Consider the following 18229-nt stretch of genomic DNA (forward strand, 5'->3'; position numbering starts at 1 on the left):
ACATTATACTCGTTTTCTCTGAAAAAAGAAAAGACATAAAGCACAATCATGACAAGTGTCATAGTTACCCATTGCATTCATTAAAAAGCAAAATCTACTTTCCTATGGCGCTGCCATCTACATCAAGCATTGCTTCGCCAATGATCTCTGATAAGGAAGGATGAGGATGAACAAGTTGCCCTACTTCCCAAGGGGTTGCATCGAGTAGCTGTGCTAGTGCTGCTTCACTAATCAGATCTGTAACATGGGTCCCAATCAGATGCACACCCAAAATATCATTTGTTTTCTCATCAGTTATCACTTTGGCAAACCCATCTTGATGTCCATGGACCAACGCTTTGCCAATAGCCTGAAAAGGAAATTTCCCGATTTTTATCGTATATCCAAGTTCACGAGCCTGCTTTTCCGTGTATCCTACACTCGCTGCTTCCGGTCTTGAATAAATAGCTCTTGGAATAAAATGATCCGGAGTAGCATGTACCCCTTCGCCTGCCAAATGTTGTACTGCACGGATTCCTTCATGAGAGGCAACATGCGCCAGCTGTAGACCGCCGATACAGTCACCAATAGCATAAATATGAGGAACAGCCGTCTGTAACTGGCCATTGACCTCTATAAAGCCGTTTAACGTCTTGATATCGGTGTTCTCAATGCCGATATTTTCGATGTTCGCTACTCGACCTACCGATATCAAAATTTTGGAGGCAGATAATGTTTCACTATCATCTCCTGTTTGTACCTCGATAGAGAATGAATCGCCGCGGTCTGTATATGTATCTGTCAAAACCTGCACATTTGTTCTTACCTCAACTCCACGCTTTACGAGCAGACGTTTCATCTCAGCAGCGATGTCTTGGTCTTCTTGAGGAAGAATATGATCCGCTGCCTCGATCAGAGTGACCTTTACATTGAAATCGCAGAGCATAGAAGCCCACTCCACTCCAATGACTCCCCCGCCGACAATGATTATAGAATCCGGCAGCTCGTCCATTAGAAGAGCCTCATCACTAGTCATAATTTTATCTCCATCCGGTTTCAGTCCCGGAAGCGTTCTTGGACGGGATCCAGTAGCAATAATGAGGTTTGCAGGAACTACGTTTTCCATCTCACCGTTTTCAAGTTCAACCGCGAGTGCCCCACTTTTCGGCGAGAAAATCGAAGGACCGATAACTCTTCCTTTCCCTTGCAAAACCGAAATTTTATTTTTGCGCATCAAATATTGAACACCCTGATGGAGTTGCTGAACGATTGCCTCTTTTCTTTCTTGCACTTTTGGAAAAACCAAAGTAGCCCCTGATGTTTCGATTCCATAACTAGCACTGTCTTTAATGTCCGCATAAACTTCCGCACTCCGAAGAAGTGCCTTGCTTGGAATACAACCTCGGTGAAGACACGTTCCACCCAGCTTGTCCTTTTCTACAATCACTACAGATTTCCCTAACTGAGCAGCTCGAATAGCAGCCACATAGCCACCTGTTCCTCCACCCAAAATCGCAACATCACACTCGATTGCCATGAAAATCATTCCCCCAATTCTTACACGTTGTCGTTATATTACATCTATTGTACTCTCACTTTCTTCGAATCACAAAAACCCGGAACGCCCAATAGACAGTATCTAGAAGACAAGGTATCATATAGAAATACTACATGCGTATGAAAAGGGGTTTTTGCACGATGAAGCTTATGCTTTCCCGATTTCTTGCCATTGTCATTCTCGTTATCCCGGGTCTTGGAGCAATGAAAGGTTTTTTGATGATTAAAGATTCCTTGTTCCATTATTATGCCGATCATGGCGATGATCTCATCCATTCTCCGCGTTTTGAATGGCTTAACTTTAGCTTAGGAATGATCCTCTTTGTTGCCTGTATGGCCTTTCTTGGCGGTTGGATTCTGTTCCGTGACCGGAAGCGCAATTATGTCGGACCTCGTTTCAGACAAAAACAAAACACCGACGCGTAGTCCTTAAGATAGAAAAACTTTACCTTTGCCGCCGGGTTCCATATAATTTTAATCCTATATATCTTACTCGCTGATAGGGGTACCTGATCATGATCTCATTTTTACTTACTTTAAAAAGATTACTCAAAGGCTTGTTCCATGGATTAAAGGACAAAAGATTTCTTGCTCTTTTTACCCTGACCATCGCCACGTTGCTCTCAGGAACTATTTTTTACTCAAGTGTGGAAAATATGAGCTATATGGATGCACTTTACTTTTCTGCTGTCACGTTAACGACCATCGGTCATCCCACACTAGCACCAGAAACTACATTCGGTAAAATGTTTACGATTATTTATATGTTTGCTGGCATCGGCATTACTTTCGCAATGATCGCAAGAATCACGCTTGGAATTGTGTTCCCAGAGAAATTAAGCGAAGATAGCCCTAAAGAAGCCACGCCTGTAAATCAATTAGATGTTAAATAACCATTTGCCTTCTTTTTTAAGAAGGCTTTTTCTTTTTTACTCATACAAAGCATCTCTAAGTTTGGTAGACATTCTTGAGTCTCCTGTGGTCTTCTGAAGAATTATTTTTCTTAAACGTTCATTTTGTCCTTGTACAGCAGAAAATTCAGATAATATTTCGGAAATGAATTTTTCTGTTTCCGCATCCAATGTACTTTTTTGTTGCAGCAGAGTAAATTTCGTTTGCCATGCTGTATATTTTTCTTCATTATTCATCATTATCACCTCATCTTTATCACCATATCATGTTAGGAAGAAATTGTGCACATTTTTACGATCCACTATATAACAAAACAGTGGCTTCCATGCTTTTATTTATGTTAATCTATAATGGCTCTTTTGGGGAAACCAAAAGATTTAGAGCGGATTGTGCAAAAGAGAGGAAGATATTGCTGTGTCAAAAGGTCGTATTACCGTAATAACCGGGCCCATGTTCAGTGAGAAATCAGGAGAACTGATCAGACGCTGTCAAAAATTAATAAAATATGGTCGCCGAAAAGTTGTTGCCTACAAACCTGTTGAAGATGATCGTTTTGAAATCGACGAAATCGTCAGTCGTATCGGCTATAGATTACCTGCAATTCCGATTCCAAAGCAGCTTTCTCCGCAGATTGTCGAGAAAATTCTGGATGAAACGAAAGATGCGGATGTAGTCGCATTTGATGAAGTACAGTTCTTCAGCAGAGAGATTATGGATATCGTCGAAGAGCTTGCTTATTGCGGAAAACATGTCATCGTGGATGGTTTAAATATGGACTACCGTGGTAAAGAGTTTGGATTTATCGGCGGGTTACTCGCTATGTCAGATGATATTGAAAAACTGTCTGCTTTCTGTGCCGTATGTGGAAGCCCTGATGCTGCGTTTACTCAGCGTATTGTAAATGGCGAACCTGTTACGCTAGGACCTGTCGTCATGATTGGAGATTCCGAAGCGTATGAACCTAGATGTCGTAAATGTTTTGTTCCCCCTCACAAAGTAAAATGTGAAGATGAGAATTAATAAAGGAGTGTCCGGTATAAATCGGGCACTCCTTTATTTTTCAGCTGTCGACTGAGCGGTAGCTGTGCTAGTCACTGTATTCATTATTGTTCCCGTGATACAAAGTACTTGTTAGTCATATAGTAAGCATCGCCACGCGAAGTCTCCACCATACCCTTTTTCGGATCCAAAAATACAATTTCTTTGCACTTGGTGCAATACCACTTCGTCCGTTTATAAGGAGACTCGGTTACGTAAGCAGTTCCACATTTGCAATCAATTTTCATTAAGATCTCATTCGCTCTATAAGCGGTTGAGAGACGATCCATATTATCTTGTTGTACAGGCACTATTACATTCTGATAGTCAGAAAATTGATTCTGAACTTTGAAGTCAGAGACTAGTGTGGGATTTAAGCCAAAAAACTCTTTACCGATCTCAGCTATAAACTTCGTGTCGTTTCTGTAGCAATGCATCCATTCCTGAATTTGTTTATTGGACAATGGAACTGTCCCTTTAACACCGCTATTCAGTGTGTATGTCATAATATATAGTGTGTCGTCTTGTTTGCTTGAGTACATTAGAAACCTCCTTATTCTCTGCTAATGTACTACAACTCTTAACCGAAAGCAAAGGCTATTCTTCATGTAATAACCACCAAATGTGGCATTACACGACAACTATGGATGGATTGTTATATTCGAAGCATTTTCTTACTGCTCTCGTTATTCTCACATTCTTTGCATAAACCTGTAATTTTCCCAACAGGGTCTGCATAAAAATGAAGCCTTTTATACTTATTGCATTTTCCACATTTCTGGACTTTCTGTACACTTTGTTTATCTCGGTTCTTACGGAATTGGTCCAGATGAACCAAGTTAGATGCCTTTTTCACTTTGCGTGAAGTCTTACGTTGATAACCTATATATAGGAGAGATAGAGCAGCAATTCCTATGATCGATAACCATAACATAAGTAGCACTTCCCCTTTCCAAATCATTTCTTGAAAAAGCGCCTACCTCTTTTCAGGCAAGCGCAGTTTATTATGAGGTTTAAAGGGCATTGTACATTCTTGTTAACGATCTGAAACATTTTAAGACACTTTATGTTCGATCCGCAGCTTGTCAGCAACCATGGCAATGAATTCACTGTTTGTAGGTTTGGATTTACTGATGTTAATCGTATAGCCAAACAAATGGCTAATTGAATCAATATTTCCACGTGTCCATGCTACTTCAATGGCATGACGAATAGCTCGTTCTACTCGAGAAGGTGTTGTTTTGAACTTTTCTGCGATAGCCGGATACAGTGTTTTGGTAATGGCCCCAAGTATTTCAATGTTGTTGTACACCATCGTGATGGCTTCGCGCAAATATTGGTAACCCTTAATATGAGCAGGCACTCCAATTTCATGAATAATAGAAGTAATACTTGCGTCCAAATTTTTGGATTTTCCGATAGGAACAACATTTGATTTATGGGAGGAAGAAATCATTTGAGAACTATTACTTGTGATAGCTTGAGAACCAACTAGCTGGCGCACTCGGTTTGCAAGTACTTCCATATCAAACGGCTTTAAAATGTAATAGGAAGCTCCCAGCTGAACTGCTCGTTGTGTAATATTCTCCTGTCCAAAAGCAGTCAGCATAATCACTTTAGGCTGTGGAGACAAATTCATCTCACGAAGGCGTTCAAGTACCCCTAACCCATCCAGATGAGGCATAATGATATCAAGAATTAGAACATCCGGAACGTTTTTTGTTTCCTGGATCAACTGAAGTACCTCTTCACCGTTATAGGCAATACCCGTTACTTCCATGTCTTCTTGCTCGGATATATATTCAGCTAGTAAATTCGTAAACTCCCGGTTATCATCAGCCAATAATACTTCAATATTTTGCAAATGTATTTCCTCCCTTAGGCAATTGTTGAATCCTCATACCCTTACAGCTTTAGATTTTCGACACAAGAAAGGAAAATCCTTCTGTCGAAAAATATTTTCTTTATTTTTTTTAGCCATTGATTTATAATATTTTATTTTATTTCATTTTATGATTTTCTTCATCTGTATTCGACAAAAAATCTTAAGGCTTAACTCGCCTTAAGATTCGTTGATTGTTTATTAGGAATGACTACACCAGCATCTTCTAACATCCATTCAATAAAGCATCCATAACCTGATTTTGGATCATTAACAAAAACATGTGTGACGGCTCCAATCAGTTTACCATTCTGGATAATTGGGCTACCACTCATACCTTGAACAATCCCGCCTGTCTTATCAATAAGACGCTTATCCGTGATTCGAATAACAAGACCTTTGGTAGCAGCTTTATCTTGAGGTGAGACGTGGACAACATCTACGGTAAACCGTTCAATTTTTTGTCCATCCAGAACCGTCAAAATTTCGGCAGGTCCTTCCTTCACTTCATGAGCAAAAGCTACAGGAATGGGTTTTTCATATAAGCTGTGTTCTGGATTAACCGGCATTTTCCCGAAAATTCCAAATGGAGTATTTCGTTCGATGTTACCAAGAATTTTACTTTCTTTTGTGAAAATCGCTCTTTTCTCACCAGGATCACCGGATTCGCTCTTCGCAATAGAAGTGACATTAGATTGTACAATCTCTCCGCTGCCTACCACAATTGGCGTTTGTGTGTTCATGTCTGTAATAACGTGACCTAGAGCCCCATACACTCCTTGATCTGGTGCATAGAACGTTAATGTTCCTACCCCTGCCGCCGAGTCTCGGATATAAAGACCAAGACGCCAAGCTTGATCTTCTTCATCAAAAATAGGAGTTAGCTTGGTCTTGATGACTTTCCCTTGGCGGGTTAACGTGATATCAATGGGTTTCTTCATTTTACCCGACTCAAGAACAGTATCTGCTACGGCGGTTACTCCCGTTATCGGCTTACCATTCATGTGAGTCAATAAATCACCCAATTTGATTCCCGCTTCTTCCCCAGGTGATACAGGAGCCTTACTTGCAACGCGAACTAAATGATGTCCCACGACCAAAATACCAGCTGATTTCACTTTAACCCCAATCGTTTGACCACCCGGCATTACCTTTAAATCAGGTACGACGAGAACATCCGTCGTTTTAAGTGGGATTTTACCAAACAACTTCCATGTTAGTTTTGTTGTACCCTCGTGCTGAGGATGCAAGTGAATGGAATGCTGCCTGGAAGTAGCCGTTAGTTTAGAGCGGGTTCCGGCTTTTACCTTCAGCACCTCTGATTGATCATCAGAGACAATGGCATCCACTGGAGCAGATACTTCGAGATCTGTCTCGCGCCCAGCTAATAAACGAAGCTCATCTGGCAATGAGGCATAACTAAACACGGGCAATAGGGTCTGTCCGAACAGACAGATAGAGAAGACAACAATAAGGCCAATAAGTTTCTTTCCAAGGTTAAGCTTCAAGTGGCTGTCACACTCCCTTTGCTTCGTTCGCTTGACGAAAGGTGGTCGCCAATTGCGTAACTATAACATAACCTTGGACATGGCCTTTTATTACTGTCAATCATTGCTCCGTAAGTACTTCAGCCCCTTTTTTGGTTTCCGCAAGTTTGAGCATTTCTTGTGCATGATGTCTTGTTTTTTCAGTAATTTCTACCCCGCCAAGCATCCTTGCAAGTTCCATCACTCGGCCTTCTTCCGACAGAGCTTCAACTTGTGTCATGGTACGTTCATCATGTACATTTTTCTCAATTAAATATTGATGATCTGCCATACAAGCTACCTGTGGCAAGTGAGTAATAGAAAAAACCTGACAAGTCGAAGACAGCAGGAACAGCTTTTCGGCTATCGACTGAGCTGCTCTTCCACTCACTCCGGTATCCACTTCATCAAAGATCAGTACAGGTATTTGATCATGTCTTGCAAAAATGCTTTTCAGAGCAAGCATAATCCGCGACATCTCACCACCTGAAGCAATCTTACCTAGAGGACGAAGAGGTTCACCTGGATTCGCTGAAATCAGGAATTCTACGCTATCAATTCCTTGTTTTGTAATACGAATTCGTTGACCATTCCATTCAAACCCTCTTGGATCTTCAATAACGGAAATTTGCGCTCTCATGGAAGTTCGTTCCATCTGCAAATCCTTTAGTTCACGCTCTACTTGCTCAGATAGTTCTTCTGCACATTTTTTGCGTGCGATACTCATCTCTTCCGCTGTAATGAGTAATTTTTCAAGATATCCATCACGTTCCGCAAGTAATTTTTCCAAACGTTCATCTTTATTTTCCAATTGATCGGTTTCCCTTTCAATCTGGGCATAATAGTTCAGAATGGTTTCCACATTGTCACCATATTTCCGTTTAAGACCCGTAATCATGTTCAAACGTTCTTCGACTTCACCCAGCCGCTCGGGGTTGAATTCGATGTCGTCACGATATCCGCGAAGCTGAAAAGCCGCATCTTCCAATTGATAAAAAGCAGATTGAAGCTGTTCTAAAATTGGCTTAATCCCCTTTTGATCATAACCGCTTATATCTTCAAGCTTGGAGATAGCGAAACTGATTGCCTCCAGACCTTGAGATCCTTGAAGTAAATCATAAGCACCAGCAACAGAATCCATCATTTTTTCACTATGGGATAGTTTGACCTTTTCTTCATGCAGCAATTCATCTTCACCTGGAACCAGATGTGCGGCTGCAATTTCCTCTAACTGAAACCGATACATATCAAGCAGTTGATATGCCTTCTGGCTCGATTCCTGGAGCTGCCGAAGCTCCTTTTCGACTTTCACAAATGCTTTGTACTGCTCTGTATATCTAAGCTTAATTGGACCTATGATACTTTCTCCATATGTATCGAGCAGTCCTAAGTGTTTCTCTGCTCGCAATAAACTTTGGTGTTCATGTTGTCCATGAATATTAATTAGTTGTTCTCCAACCTCGCGTAACATGGTTAAGTTAACAAGTTGTCCATTTATTCGAGACACACTTTTACCGGATGAAATTAACTCACGACGAATAATCAAATGTTCATCCGGTTTAGCCTGTATTCCAAGCTCCGCTAATGTCTTCCATACGGGATGGGATCCTGATAATTCAAACATTGCTTCCATTTCAGCTTTGTCGCAGCCATAACGGATAAGCTCTGCCGATCCTCTTCCTCCGGCAATCAGACCTAGTGCATCTATAATTATGGATTTACCTGCACCGGTTTCCCCAGTTAACACGTGAAATCCAGCATGAAAATGAACATCTACGGCTTCAACAACAGCCAAATTTCGAATAGATAGTGTAGAAAGCACAGCATGCACCTCCGATGATCACGTATAGTACGTGTAAGTACGATTCCTCTAAAACACTCTTTAGGGAACGTCCGTTTGCTTTTTTCATCTTTGATTTATACTTTACACTATTTTCTTAAAAAAAGAAACATATGTTCGCCATGTTTTCTCGTTTTATTTATGAAATATACCCCATAATTTGATTGATGAAGGATTTACTGTTCTCTTCCGTTCTACATATAACAAGAATCGTATCATCACCGCTGATAGTTCCCATAATTTCCGGCCATTCGATGTTATCAAGCAGCGCAGCTACAGAATTTGCTGTACCCGGAAGAAACTTCATAACTACAAGATTAGTGGTGTAATCAATGCTAAGAAAATTATCAACGAGCGCACGCTTTAATTTTTGTCCTGGATTATATCTCTGATCCGTTGGCAAAGAGTATTTATATCTGCCATCGTCTGTCGGAATTTTAATAAGGAGCAGTTCTTTGATGTCCCTTGAAACTGTTGCCTGCGTGACTTGATAACCTGACTTACGAAGTGCTTCCACTAGCTCGTCCTGAGTTTCAATATCATTTTGACTAATAATTTCGCGAATTTTAATGTGTCGTTGCCCTTTCATATATGCCTCCAATTGTTATGCTCTTTATTATTAATATTCATCCCCTGGATCATATAGATAATCATCTTCATCGAGTAATGTGATTCGTTTGACTGTATCTTCTTCTGTATCCACATATAAAAGTCCATCACAAGTGGGATAGAGTAACAGATAGGGGAGCAAACGATCTCTAAGTCCTGCACCCGTCCATTCAACCGGCATACGGCTACGTGACGTTTTCACTATATAAATCTCATCTTGTTTCTCAGCTACGTAGTCAATAAATAACCTGCTATATAGCGTATTTTGATTCACCTGGAAAGACAGCGGTACCTTAAGTTTTCCCCCGATCACCTCGTATCCTTCTCTTTCCAAAAGGTCTAGCGCAGGGTGTTCCTGTATCTCTTCATTCAGTACAAGATCAGGCACATGATCAGGTACCGGGTCCTGAATCCATTTTCTTACACCATATAGAATCCAGATCAAAACCACTACACCAAGGAAAGCAATAACCACTTTATCATATTGACCTTCCATAAAATCACCTCTACAGGAAACTATTCGTGAACAAAATTCAATTTCCTGTACGAGTTAATATAATGGAGTTTCCCCTTTTCAGTAAAAGAAACTCATCCGAAGATGAGTTTCAGGTAAATGTATTAGATGCTTGCTTCACTATGGACTGAATCAGAGCATCTGTATCTATGGAGGATTCAGTCCGGCTGTCTGTAGAGTTAAATCTCCAGTGAGCTAGAAACTCAATATTGCCTTCGCCCCCGGTAATCGGAGAAAAAGTAAGATCTTGAAGCTCAAGACCTAATTCTTTACCATAAGCAATAATGGAGTGTAACACCTCGGCGTGAACTTTCGGTTCCCGAACAACACCTGTCTTTGGAACCTTCTCCCGCCCTGCCTCAAACTGAGGTTTGATCAGAGCAGCAATATCTGCAGGTTGCTTCAGCAGATTGAGTAGGGGTGGCAGGATGATTTTCAAGGAAATAAAAGATACATCGATGCTCGCTACATCCGGTACAGGCCCTATAAGATCTTCGGGAGTTACATATCTGAAATTAGTTCTTTCCATTACAGTTACCCGCGGATCATTACGGAGTGACCAATCTAATTGATTATAACCGACATCAATCGCATACACATGAGAAGCACCATGCTGAAGTGCACAATCTGTAAAACCACCGGTAGAAGATCCAATATCGAGCATCGTTCTTCCTTCCATGTTCAAATGAAAATGTTTGATGGCCTTCTCCAGTTTTAAGCCTCCGCGGCCTACATAAGGATGAATTGCACCCTTTACTTTTAAGGTCGCTTCCCTAGGAACCTTCATTCCCGGTTTTTCAATGCGTTCTTCGTTAGCAAGGACAAGTCCCGCCATAATAGCAGCCTTTGCCTTTTCCCTGCTTTCATAAAATCCTTGTTCCACCAATAATATATCAATTCGTTCTTTAGGGACTGACATGACTTTCTCCTGTTCCAAAATATTTAAGTGATGGGTTCAGGAAGGCAGGCTCGTTTTAGGAAGATCATAAGTGTACTGCAATTTCAACTTGCGCATTTCATCGCAAACTGCTTCTGCAGTCAGACCAACCTCTTCCCGTTGTTCCTTCACACTACCGTGCTCAACAAACAGATCCGGAATCCCCATAAGATGAACTTTCGCTTCATGCATCCCTTCTTGAGAGAAGAATTCGAGAATGCTGCTACCAAGACTTCCTGCTTCGCAAGCTTCTTCAAGTACAATCATCTTCATATCCTTTTGAGCAAGTTCCAATAGGAGTTCACGGTCAAGAGGTTTGAAGAATCGGGCATTTACAATACTTACTTGCATGCCTTCCCGTTTGAGCGTTTCCGCTGCTTCTTCTGCCACCTGAATCATAGGACCTGCAGCGATAATACTGTAGTTTTCCCCTTGTCTTAGCGTTTCCCAAGTTCCAATCGGAATGGTCTTCAGTTCCTCATCCATGGGTACACCAACAACATTCAATCTAGGATAGCGATAGGCAATCGGGCCGTCGTTATACTCAAGGGCAGTCTTCATCATATGTCTAAGTTCGTTCTCATCTTTTGGCATCATGACAACGATATTTGGAATATGACGTAAAAATGCAACATCGTAGACGCCTTGATGCGTTTCACCATCCGGTCCTACGAAACCGGCACGGTCAATAGCAATCATGACATTCGCGTTATGTCTGCAAATATCGTGCACAATTTGGTCATATGCTCTTTGCATAAATGTTGAATATACAGCAAACACAGGCTTGAGACCTTCCATAGCAAGCGATGCACACATGGTAGCCGCATGTTGCTCCGCAATTCCTACATCCACCATTCGATCAGGGAATTCCTTACTGAAAGGGATAAGTCCTGAACCACCTGGCATTGCAGGAGTGACTGCGACAATGCGGTCATCCTGTTTGGCGAGTTCAATTAGCGTTTTTCCGAATATATCCGTATACATCGGATTCCCTACTGATTTAAGCACTTGACCCGATTCAATCTTGTAAGGAGAAATACCGTGCCATTTAACAGAATCCGCTTCGGCCGGTTTATACCCCTTACCTTTGGTTGTTACTGCATGAACGAGAACAGGACCATTTACATTATCCGCTTGTTTGAAGGTCTCAATAAGCTTCGGCAGATCATGACCATCAACAGGGCCAAGATAAGTAAATCCAAGTTCTTCAAAAAGCACACCCGGTACCATCATATATTTAAAACTGTCTTTCAGCCATCCAGCTGATTTCGCCAATCTACCACCAATTGCAGGTATTTTATTCAAAAGAAACTCTACTTCATCTTTTGCTTTCAAGTAATGACGATCCGAACGAATCTTACTCAAATAATTATGCATTGCCCCAACATTAGGAGCAATCGACATTTCATTATCATTAAGTATGACCATCATTTTCTTCTGTTCATGACCAATATGGTTTAACGCTTCAAAAGCCATCCCGCCAGTTAATGCACCGTCACCAATAATCGCAATGACCTTGTTGTCTTCACCTTTCAGATCCCTAGCATACGCCATCCCCATGGCAGCTGAAAGTGAAGTACTGCTGTGACCGGCTTCCCAGACGTCATGTTCACTTTCGTTTCGTTTCACAAATCCGGACATCCCCTTATATTTGCGAAGCGTATCAAAGCGATCCTTACGGCCTGTAAGAATCTTATGAACATAAGATTGATGGCCTACGTCATATATCATTTTATCTTTTGGACTGTTATAGCAGTAATGCAGGGCAACCGTGAGCTCTACCACTCCCAAATTCGGCGCCAGATGCCCCCCTGTGTACGATAGCTTCTCAATGAGAAATTGACGTATTTCTCCTGATAGAGAGACTAATTCATCCACAGACAATGATTTCAGATCGTTAGGTTCCTTAATTTGTGGAAGCAGCACGTGAAATCCCCGCTTTCCTTCATAAATTTTTGATAAGTGTCTATATATATACGCATCATTATACCACAATACACCTTAAATCATAAATTTCGTCATATTTCGATCATGAATAAGGAGCATTATTAGATTAATGATCACGTTTCATAAGATAGTCAGCGATCTCAAATAGCCGTTCAGGTTCAGGAATATTACCTTGAATCAGAGCATTTTTAGCCGATTTCGTAAGGCGTTCCACCTCAGCTATGGATTCATCCATCCCAATAAAATAAGGATAAGTTACCTTTTGCTGAGCTACATCACTTTGCGTTTTCTTACCGAGCTTCTGCTCATCACCAACCAGATCAAGGATATCGTCTTGTATCTGAAAAGCAAGCCCCAAATCCCGGCCAAAAATACGCAAAGCCTCAAGTTGTTCCTCATTAGCCCCTGCAATACGTCCACCAGCTACAAGTGAGAAAATCATCAAATCGCCTGTTTTGTGAAGATGGATATACTCCAGCTGAGACATGGAGGTCATTCCTTGTTCGCCTTCCATATCGGCAACTTGACCACCAACCATCCCCCGTGCACCCGCATATTCAGACAAGTCCTCTACGATATCAAGTAGTCGATCTGCTGGAATACCATATTTACGTCCAGATTGAATGATGCTGTAAAAGGCATGGGTTAATAGCGCATCACCCGCTAAAATAGCCATCGCTTCCCCGTACACCTTATGATTCGTTAATCTTCCTCTGCGATAATCATCATTATCCATTGCAGGCAGGTCATCGTGGATGAGCGAGTACGTATGTACCATTTCTACGGCGGCTGCTACCGGCAGTGCCGCACTACGCTCTACTCCAAAGGCTTCTGTCCCTGCAATAACAAGCAAAGGGCGAAGTCTTTTTCCACCCGCCATCAGCGAATACATCATCGATTCTTTTAAATGACTAGGAACATCCCAATGTTCAGGCAAAATATTTCCAAGTTCGCTAGCCATTACATCAGCTATATCTTGGATATATAGTTCTACGGAAGGTCTCGTCACAAAGAGACACCGCCCTCTTCTTCGGTTCCTCCAAATGCTTTCTTACGATAAGCCCCGTCTTCTTCTACAATGATTTCAATCTTACGTTCTACTTGTTCAAGCTTTTGATTGCAGAGCTGAGATAGTTTCATTCCGCGCTGGAATAGCTCAATCGCTTGTTCCAATGGAACATCACCTCGTTCGAGCTGGTTTACGACTTGTTCGAGCTCAGACATTGCTGCCTCAAAACTGAGTTCCGCTTCATTTGCCATCATTATTTTCCTCCTTTATTTCCCAAACCTGACAGGAGAGTCCACCATCGCTGAGCTTAATCTTGATTACATCACCTGGTAGTACATCTTTTGTTGATTTCACAAGGTGTTTTTCGTCCTCATTATATACAAGGCTGTATCCTCTTGACATAACTTTCAAAGGACTCAAGGCATCTAGATGCCTTAAGTTTGATCCTAGTTGCTGCCGCGTTTCTTTAAGTTGAACACGCATTGCTGCCTCCAGTTGTCTCCGATTTTGTACAACCTGTCTCTTGGCTGAGGCAACCTGCTCCGCAGGGTTAAACCTAGACAATGATATCTTCATCCGCTCCCGCTTTTCGCGTGCGAAACGCAATTTGGAATCTGTAGAGCGCTGGAGCCTCATCGTTAGTTGATCTAAACGCTCTGTGTGTTGAATAAGCGAACGGCTAGGATTTACGAGCACTGAAGAACGTGACAGTCTATTCAGTCGCTCACGTCCGTGTCTCGCACTAGTCATCAAACTTTGCTTTAATCTACGCTGTATGATGTCAACCTGGTCTTTCAGTTCCATTTGATGCGGAACAGCAAGTTCTGCTGCCGCTGTCGGCGTAGCCGCTCGAATATCTGCTGCAAAATCTGCAATCGTAAAGTCCGTTTCATGACCTACAGCAGAAATAACCGGAATCCCAGACTCCGTAATCGCTCTAGCCACCGTTTCTTCATTAAAGGCCCAAAGTTCTTCCAGAGAACCGCCGCCCCGTCCTACAATTACCACATCGGCTTCTGCCATATGATTAACCGCACGAAGCGCCCTTACAATCGAAGGAGCTGCCGCTTTACCTTGCACAACTACAGGATACAAAATAACCTCAGCAAGTGGATAGCGGCGAGTGATCGTGGTAATGATATCTCTCACTGCTGCACCAGTCGGTGAGGTGACTACGCCAATGGTTTTCGGAAAGCGAGGCAGCGCGCGTTTGCGTTCTGCCGCAAAAAGCCCTTCCTGCTCCAACTTCTTTTTCAACTGTTCATAAGCCAAATACAGACTGCCGATACCGTCAGGCTGCATTTGAGTAGCATAAAATTGATATTGTCCATCTCGTTCAAATACGGTTATATTTCCTTGAGCAATGACTCTTGCGCCTTCCTTCGGGATGAAGGGAAGCCTGCGATTATGTGTTGCAAACATAATCGACTTAATCCGGCTTCCTTCATCTTTCAGGGTAAAGTACATATGACCACTTGAATGATGAGTAAAATTCGATATTTCTCCCCGAATCCATACGTTCGATAGCAGGGCATCCGAATCCATTTTCATTCGAATATATCGATTGATATCTTTTATAGAATAAATGCGCTGTTCTGCCATCAGAACACTCCTTTTTTAATTCAGACCGTGAGCACGTTTTGCGGAAAGCAGCGTATTTTGCATTAACATCGTAATTGTCATCGGACCTACTCCGCCAGGAACAGGGGTGATCGGTCCCGAAATTGTTTTTGCACTCTCAAAATCAACATCGCCAGCAAGTTTTCCGTTCTCTAGACGATTCATACCTACGTCGATAACAACAGCGCCTTCTTTGATATAACTAGCGTCAATAAAATTAGCACGGCCAATCGCGACAACAAGTATATCTGCTTGCTTCGCAAGCTCCTTCATATTTGCTGTACGTGAATGACACATTGTAACTGTAGCATTTTCACGCTGTAGAAGAAGAGATACTGGTTTACCTACAATGTTACTGCGTCCAATTACAACCGCATGTTTCCCACTCATTTCAATACCCGTCCGCTTAATAAGTTCAATCACTCCAGCAGGGGTACAAGGGAGCAAACTATCGTCTCCAATCACCAGATTACCTACGTTAACAGGATGGAATCCATCTACATCTTTCTCAACGGAGATTGCATTAATGACCTTCTTCTCATCAATATGCCCAGGAAGAGGTAATTGCACCAAAATCCCATTAATACTCATCTGGCGGTTTAGTCGATCAACTAATGTAAGTAAGTCTTCTTCTGAGGTATCTGCCGAAAGACGGTGTACTTCAGAGTAAAATCCAAGATCATGGCATGCTTTTTCTTTATTGCGAACATAAACTTGTGAAGCTGGGTCTTCTCCAACAAGAACTACGGCAAGCCCAGGAACAACACCTTGCTCCTTCAGCTGTGCAACTTCTTCCGTTATTCCTTTACGAATCTCTTCAGATACTTGTTTTCCGCTAATAATCGTTGCCGTCATGTCTCTTCTCTCCCTTGATTTGACTAGAGGTTTGATTTTAAAGTTTCGATATCTTGAATCATTTTTCCAAGTACACCATTAACGAATTTACCGGATTCAACCGTTCCAAAATGCTTGGACAATTCGATCGCCTCGTTAACGGATACTTTTGCTGGTACATCTTCACGGTACAACATCTCATAGGTTGCCAATCTCAAAATTTGACGATCGACTCTGGACAAGCGGCTCACTTGCCACCCTTTCAAGTAATCTACGAGAAGACGATCGAGAGCATCCTTATTCTCCCAAATACCGCGAACATGTTCAAGCACATACTCATGCATGACAGCCTCGTTTTTAATTTCTACTTCCCCTTCATTCTCCTCGGCAGCTTCCTCAAACAGCATGTTCACCGCTTGCTTCGCTTCAACCTCATTCATTTCCATATAATACAGACTTTGTACTACAATTTCCCTCGCCAAACGTCTTTTCATGTCCTGCCTCCTGCTTCATTTACATATACATAACTTATTATTCTTATTCTTCACACAAAAAAACCTATGGCATGCTTATTTTTACCAAAAATGGACATGTAGAAACTGCAGCTCTTTTTGGCGAAAAACAGCATATCACAGGTTTTATTTGAATGGACGCCAGCGCTCAGATAGATACCCCAACCAGTTTCTCCAAGGAAAAACAAACTGCAATTTCTGATCACTTCTTCTACCAAGCGTATATCCTATAAAAACCACGAGTGCAAAGAACAACATATCCCAAAAACCAAAAATCAAATAAACAATACCAAAAAAGATACCTCCGGCAATTCCAGTAATCCGCCCTTTATGACTCTCCCAGATTTCTTTCCACGGCATCCTTGAGTCACCTCTATTCTACTCGACTCTTATAGTTCGGTGATTGCACAAGATTAGCAATATATACCGATACATGAGATACCGGGATTCCTGTAATTTCCTGCACATAGTCATGAATTGCTTTTTGCAATTCTGTCGTCAGCTGTGGGATCGAACTCTCCCCATCTACAATCGCACGAATCGTAATCTCAAGTCCAGCTTCGGTCACTTGAATGCGAGACTTCACATCCCGGATACCACGAAATCTGGATGAAGCTTTCAAACAAAGATTCTCAATCGTTTCCATCGAAATCTGAACATCCCCATATTCAGTCCGTTGATCAACAGAAGGAAGGGAAGCTTGATCTCTGCGTACAGAGATATAGAAGAACCGAATGCTGAGCAGAAATAGTACAGCGGCAACAGAATAAATAATGATGGTCGTCATTTGTTCATTCTGCCCCAGTATATTTCCAGGAGCCAGACCGCTTAAAAGGAGGATAATCAGTACAGATATAATGCCAACACTTAAACTGTAAATAAACAGCAAAAGCCTGTCCAGTATTTTAGCCACGAACAGAGTAACCTCCTCAATCAACCTGTAAATACGCCTTTTTAACCAATCAAAAAAGGGAAGGACTAAACCCCTGGTGAAATCACCGGGGGTTTAGGTTGACTATTTTATTTCACACGTTGCGGATTCAGATCAGTTTGGTCATCAATACGTTCAGCCGTTTTAAACTGAACATCATGTACCTGCACATTCACTTCCACAACAGTTAAACCTGTCATATTCTCAATGGAGCGTTTCACATTTTGTTGAATGGAAGAGGCCACATCAGGAATACGATGTCCATATTCAATGATTACGGAAACATCAACCGCTGCTTCACGTTGTCCTACTTCGACTTTTACGCCCTTTGACATATTCTTGCGACCGAGCAGTTCAGCAAATCCGCCAGCAAATCCGCCGCTCATTCCAGCCACGCCGCTAACTTCAACCGTTGCAAGACCTGCTATCACCTCAATAACTTCAGGCGCAATCTGAATTTCACCAATCTCTGTTCTTTCGAATTCCGTCGGCAATGTGCTCATGATATCAACACACCTCTCAAAGTTTAAGTTTCCTCTCGTCCACAAGAAAGACATGCGTACTTATTATTCATACTATAGC

Annotated in this window: 22 protein-coding genes; 3 read left to right on the top strand and 19 right to left on the bottom strand. The window is 41.9% G+C overall.

All coding sequences use genetic code 11. From position 1 onward, the window contains the following. Window positions 1–94: 94 nt before the first annotated feature. Window positions 95–1516: a dihydrolipoyl dehydrogenase gene (gene lpdA / locus KFT32_RS00860; RefSeq protein WP_211745122.1), complete on the bottom strand. Its 1422-nt coding sequence runs from the start codon at window positions 1514–1516 to the stop codon at window positions 95–97. A 161-nt stretch (window positions 1517–1677) separates the two neighbouring features. Here lpdA and KFT32_RS00865 point away from each other — a divergent pair, with 161 nt between their 5' ends. Then, window positions 1678–1962, top strand: coding sequence for a DUF2627 domain-containing protein (locus KFT32_RS00865; RefSeq protein WP_211745124.1), 285 nt, complete (start codon window positions 1678–1680; stop codon window positions 1960–1962). Between the two features lie 89 nt (window positions 1963–2051). Continuing rightward, complete coding sequence (locus KFT32_RS00870) at window positions 2052–2429, top strand: potassium channel family protein (RefSeq protein ID WP_211745125.1); 378 nt, start codon at window positions 2052–2054, stop codon at window positions 2427–2429. Between the two features lie 36 nt (window positions 2430–2465). On the opposite strand, the gene KFT32_RS00875 is transcribed toward KFT32_RS00870, so the two are convergent. After that, window positions 2466–2687 (bottom strand): hypothetical protein, encoded by a 222-nt coding sequence (locus KFT32_RS00875; protein WP_211745127.1) that lies wholly within the window; start codon window positions 2685–2687, stop codon window positions 2466–2468. Between the two features lie 175 nt (window positions 2688–2862). Here KFT32_RS00875 and KFT32_RS00880 point away from each other — a divergent pair, with 175 nt between their 5' ends. Further along, a complete protein-coding gene (locus KFT32_RS00880; protein ID WP_211745128.1) occupies window positions 2863–3468 on the top strand; it encodes a thymidine kinase in 606 nt (201 codons plus the stop codon). An 83-nt stretch (window positions 3469–3551) separates the two neighbouring features. On the opposite strand, the gene KFT32_RS00885 is transcribed toward KFT32_RS00880, so the two are convergent. From KFT32_RS00885 to KFT32_RS00965, 17 genes are all read right to left on the bottom strand, one after another. Further along, window positions 3552–4028, bottom strand: coding sequence for a hypothetical protein (locus tag KFT32_RS00885; RefSeq protein ID WP_211745130.1), 477 nt, complete (start codon window positions 4026–4028; stop codon window positions 3552–3554). Between the two features lie 113 nt (window positions 4029–4141). Then, window positions 4142–4420 (bottom strand): hypothetical protein, encoded by a 279-nt coding sequence (locus tag KFT32_RS00890; RefSeq protein WP_211745132.1) that lies wholly within the window; start codon window positions 4418–4420, stop codon window positions 4142–4144. 120 nt (window positions 4421–4540) lie between these two features. Further along, complete coding sequence (gene spo0A / locus KFT32_RS00895) at window positions 4541–5350, bottom strand: sporulation transcription factor Spo0A (protein ID WP_211745134.1); 810 nt, start codon at window positions 5348–5350, stop codon at window positions 4541–4543. Between the two features lie 188 nt (window positions 5351–5538). After that, window positions 5539–6876 carry a SpoIVB peptidase gene (gene spoIVB, locus KFT32_RS00900; protein ID WP_211745135.1) on the bottom strand — a complete coding sequence of 446 codons (1338 nt, stop codon included), beginning with the start codon at window positions 6874–6876 and terminating at the stop codon, window positions 5539–5541. Between the two features lie 100 nt (window positions 6877–6976). Continuing rightward, the gene (gene recN / locus KFT32_RS00905) at window positions 6977–8716 is read right to left on the bottom strand and encodes a DNA repair protein RecN (protein ID WP_211745137.1); all 1740 of its coding nucleotides are present in this window, start codon (window positions 8714–8716) and stop codon (window positions 6977–6979) included. Window positions 8717–8873: 157 nt separating this feature from the next. Beyond that, window positions 8874–9323 carry a transcriptional regulator AhrC/ArgR gene (ahrC, locus tag KFT32_RS00910; protein ID WP_211745139.1) on the bottom strand — a complete coding sequence of 150 codons (450 nt, stop codon included), beginning with the start codon at window positions 9321–9323 and terminating at the stop codon, window positions 8874–8876. Window positions 9324–9353: 30 nt separating this feature from the next. Beyond that, a complete protein-coding gene (locus KFT32_RS00915; protein WP_211745141.1) occupies window positions 9354–9839 on the bottom strand; it encodes a hypothetical protein in 486 nt (161 codons plus the stop codon). A 109-nt stretch (window positions 9840–9948) separates the two neighbouring features. Next, a complete protein-coding gene (locus KFT32_RS00920; protein ID WP_211745143.1) occupies window positions 9949–10776 on the bottom strand; it encodes a TlyA family RNA methyltransferase in 828 nt (275 codons plus the stop codon). A 36-nt stretch (window positions 10777–10812) separates the two neighbouring features. Then, a complete protein-coding gene (gene dxs, locus KFT32_RS00925) occupies window positions 10813–12720 on the bottom strand; it encodes a 1-deoxy-D-xylulose-5-phosphate synthase (RefSeq protein ID WP_211745145.1) in 1908 nt (635 codons plus the stop codon). Between the two features lie 127 nt (window positions 12721–12847). Then, a complete protein-coding gene (locus KFT32_RS00930; RefSeq protein ID WP_349304832.1) occupies window positions 12848–13750 on the bottom strand; it encodes a polyprenyl synthetase family protein in 903 nt (300 codons plus the stop codon). Beyond that, entirely contained in the window at window positions 13747–14001 is a 255-nt protein-coding gene (xseB, locus tag KFT32_RS00935; RefSeq protein WP_211745566.1) for an exodeoxyribonuclease VII small subunit, read from the bottom strand. The genes KFT32_RS00930 and xseB overlap by 4 nt, the downstream gene beginning before the upstream one ends. Beyond that, window positions 13991–15352, bottom strand: coding sequence for an exodeoxyribonuclease VII large subunit (gene xseA, locus KFT32_RS00940; RefSeq protein ID WP_211745147.1), 1362 nt, complete (start codon window positions 15350–15352; stop codon window positions 13991–13993). The genes xseB and xseA overlap by 11 nt, the downstream gene beginning before the upstream one ends. A 15-nt stretch (window positions 15353–15367) precedes the next feature. After that, window positions 15368–16225 (bottom strand): bifunctional methylenetetrahydrofolate dehydrogenase/methenyltetrahydrofolate cyclohydrolase FolD, encoded by an 858-nt coding sequence (folD, locus tag KFT32_RS00945; RefSeq protein WP_211745148.1) that lies wholly within the window; start codon window positions 16223–16225, stop codon window positions 15368–15370. A gap of 23 nt (window positions 16226–16248) precedes the next feature. After that, complete coding sequence (nusB, locus tag KFT32_RS00950; protein WP_211745150.1) at window positions 16249–16698, bottom strand: transcription antitermination factor NusB; 450 nt, start codon at window positions 16696–16698, stop codon at window positions 16249–16251. Between the two features lie 144 nt (window positions 16699–16842). Then, complete coding sequence (locus KFT32_RS00955; protein ID WP_211745152.1) at window positions 16843–17076, bottom strand: DUF2273 domain-containing protein; 234 nt, start codon at window positions 17074–17076, stop codon at window positions 16843–16845. Between the two features lie 13 nt (window positions 17077–17089). Next, a complete protein-coding gene (gene amaP / locus KFT32_RS00960; RefSeq protein WP_211745154.1) occupies window positions 17090–17629 on the bottom strand; it encodes an alkaline shock response membrane anchor protein AmaP in 540 nt (179 codons plus the stop codon). 107 nt (window positions 17630–17736) lie between these two features. Beyond that, a complete protein-coding gene (locus tag KFT32_RS00965) occupies window positions 17737–18150 on the bottom strand; it encodes an Asp23/Gls24 family envelope stress response protein (RefSeq protein ID WP_211745156.1) in 414 nt (137 codons plus the stop codon). Between the last annotated feature and the right edge of the window lie 79 nt (window positions 18151–18229).

It is taken from the genome of Paenibacillus sp. Marseille-Q4541 (assembly GCF_018310695.1).
Lineage (GTDB): Bacteria > Bacillota > Bacilli > Paenibacillales > Paenibacillaceae > Paenibacillus.

Excerpts from the sequence above, each read along its gene's own strand:
- folD (WP_211745148.1), bottom strand. The coding sequence starts at position 16,225 with ATGACGGCAACGATTATTAGCGGAAAACAAGTATCTGAAGAGATTCGT.
- lpdA (WP_211745122.1), bottom strand. The coding sequence starts at position 1,516 with ATGGCAATCGAGTGTGATGTTGCGATTTTGGGTGGAGGAACAGGTGGC.
- KFT32_RS00965 (WP_211745156.1), bottom strand. The coding sequence starts at position 18,150 with ATGAGCACATTGCCGACGGAATTCGAAAGAACAGAGATTGGTGAAATT.
- KFT32_RS00890 (WP_211745132.1), bottom strand. The coding sequence starts at position 4,420 with ATGTTATGGTTATCGATCATAGGAATTGCTGCTCTATCTCTCCTATAT.
- KFT32_RS00920 (WP_211745143.1), bottom strand. The coding sequence starts at position 10,776 with ATGTCAGTCCCTAAAGAACGAATTGATATATTATTGGTGGAACAAGGA.
- KFT32_RS00955 (WP_211745152.1), bottom strand. The coding sequence starts at position 17,076 with ATGCCGTGGAAAGAAATCTGGGAGAGTCATAAAGGGCGGATTACTGGA.
- ahrC (WP_211745139.1), bottom strand. The coding sequence starts at position 9,323 with ATGAAAGGGCAACGACACATTAAAATTCGCGAAATTATTAGTCAAAAT.
- KFT32_RS00875 (WP_211745127.1), bottom strand. The coding sequence starts at position 2,687 with ATGATGAATAATGAAGAAAAATATACAGCATGGCAAACGAAATTTACT.
- KFT32_RS00865 (WP_211745124.1), top strand. The coding sequence starts at position 1,678 with ATGAAGCTTATGCTTTCCCGATTTCTTGCCATTGTCATTCTCGTTATC.
- KFT32_RS00915 (WP_211745141.1), bottom strand. The coding sequence starts at position 9,839 with ATGGAAGGTCAATATGATAAAGTGGTTATTGCTTTCCTTGGTGTAGTG.
- xseB (WP_211745566.1), bottom strand. The coding sequence starts at position 14,001 with ATGGCAAATGAAGCGGAACTCAGTTTTGAGGCAGCAATGTCTGAGCTC.
- xseA (WP_211745147.1), bottom strand. The coding sequence starts at position 15,352 with ATGGCAGAACAGCGCATTTATTCTATAAAAGATATCAATCGATATATT.
- KFT32_RS00885 (WP_211745130.1), bottom strand. The coding sequence starts at position 4,028 with ATGTACTCAAGCAAACAAGACGACACACTATATATTATGACATACACA.
- KFT32_RS00870 (WP_211745125.1), top strand. The coding sequence starts at position 2,052 with ATGATCTCATTTTTACTTACTTTAAAAAGATTACTCAAAGGCTTGTTC.
- nusB (WP_211745150.1), bottom strand. The coding sequence starts at position 16,698 with ATGAAAAGACGTTTGGCGAGGGAAATTGTAGTACAAAGTCTGTATTAT.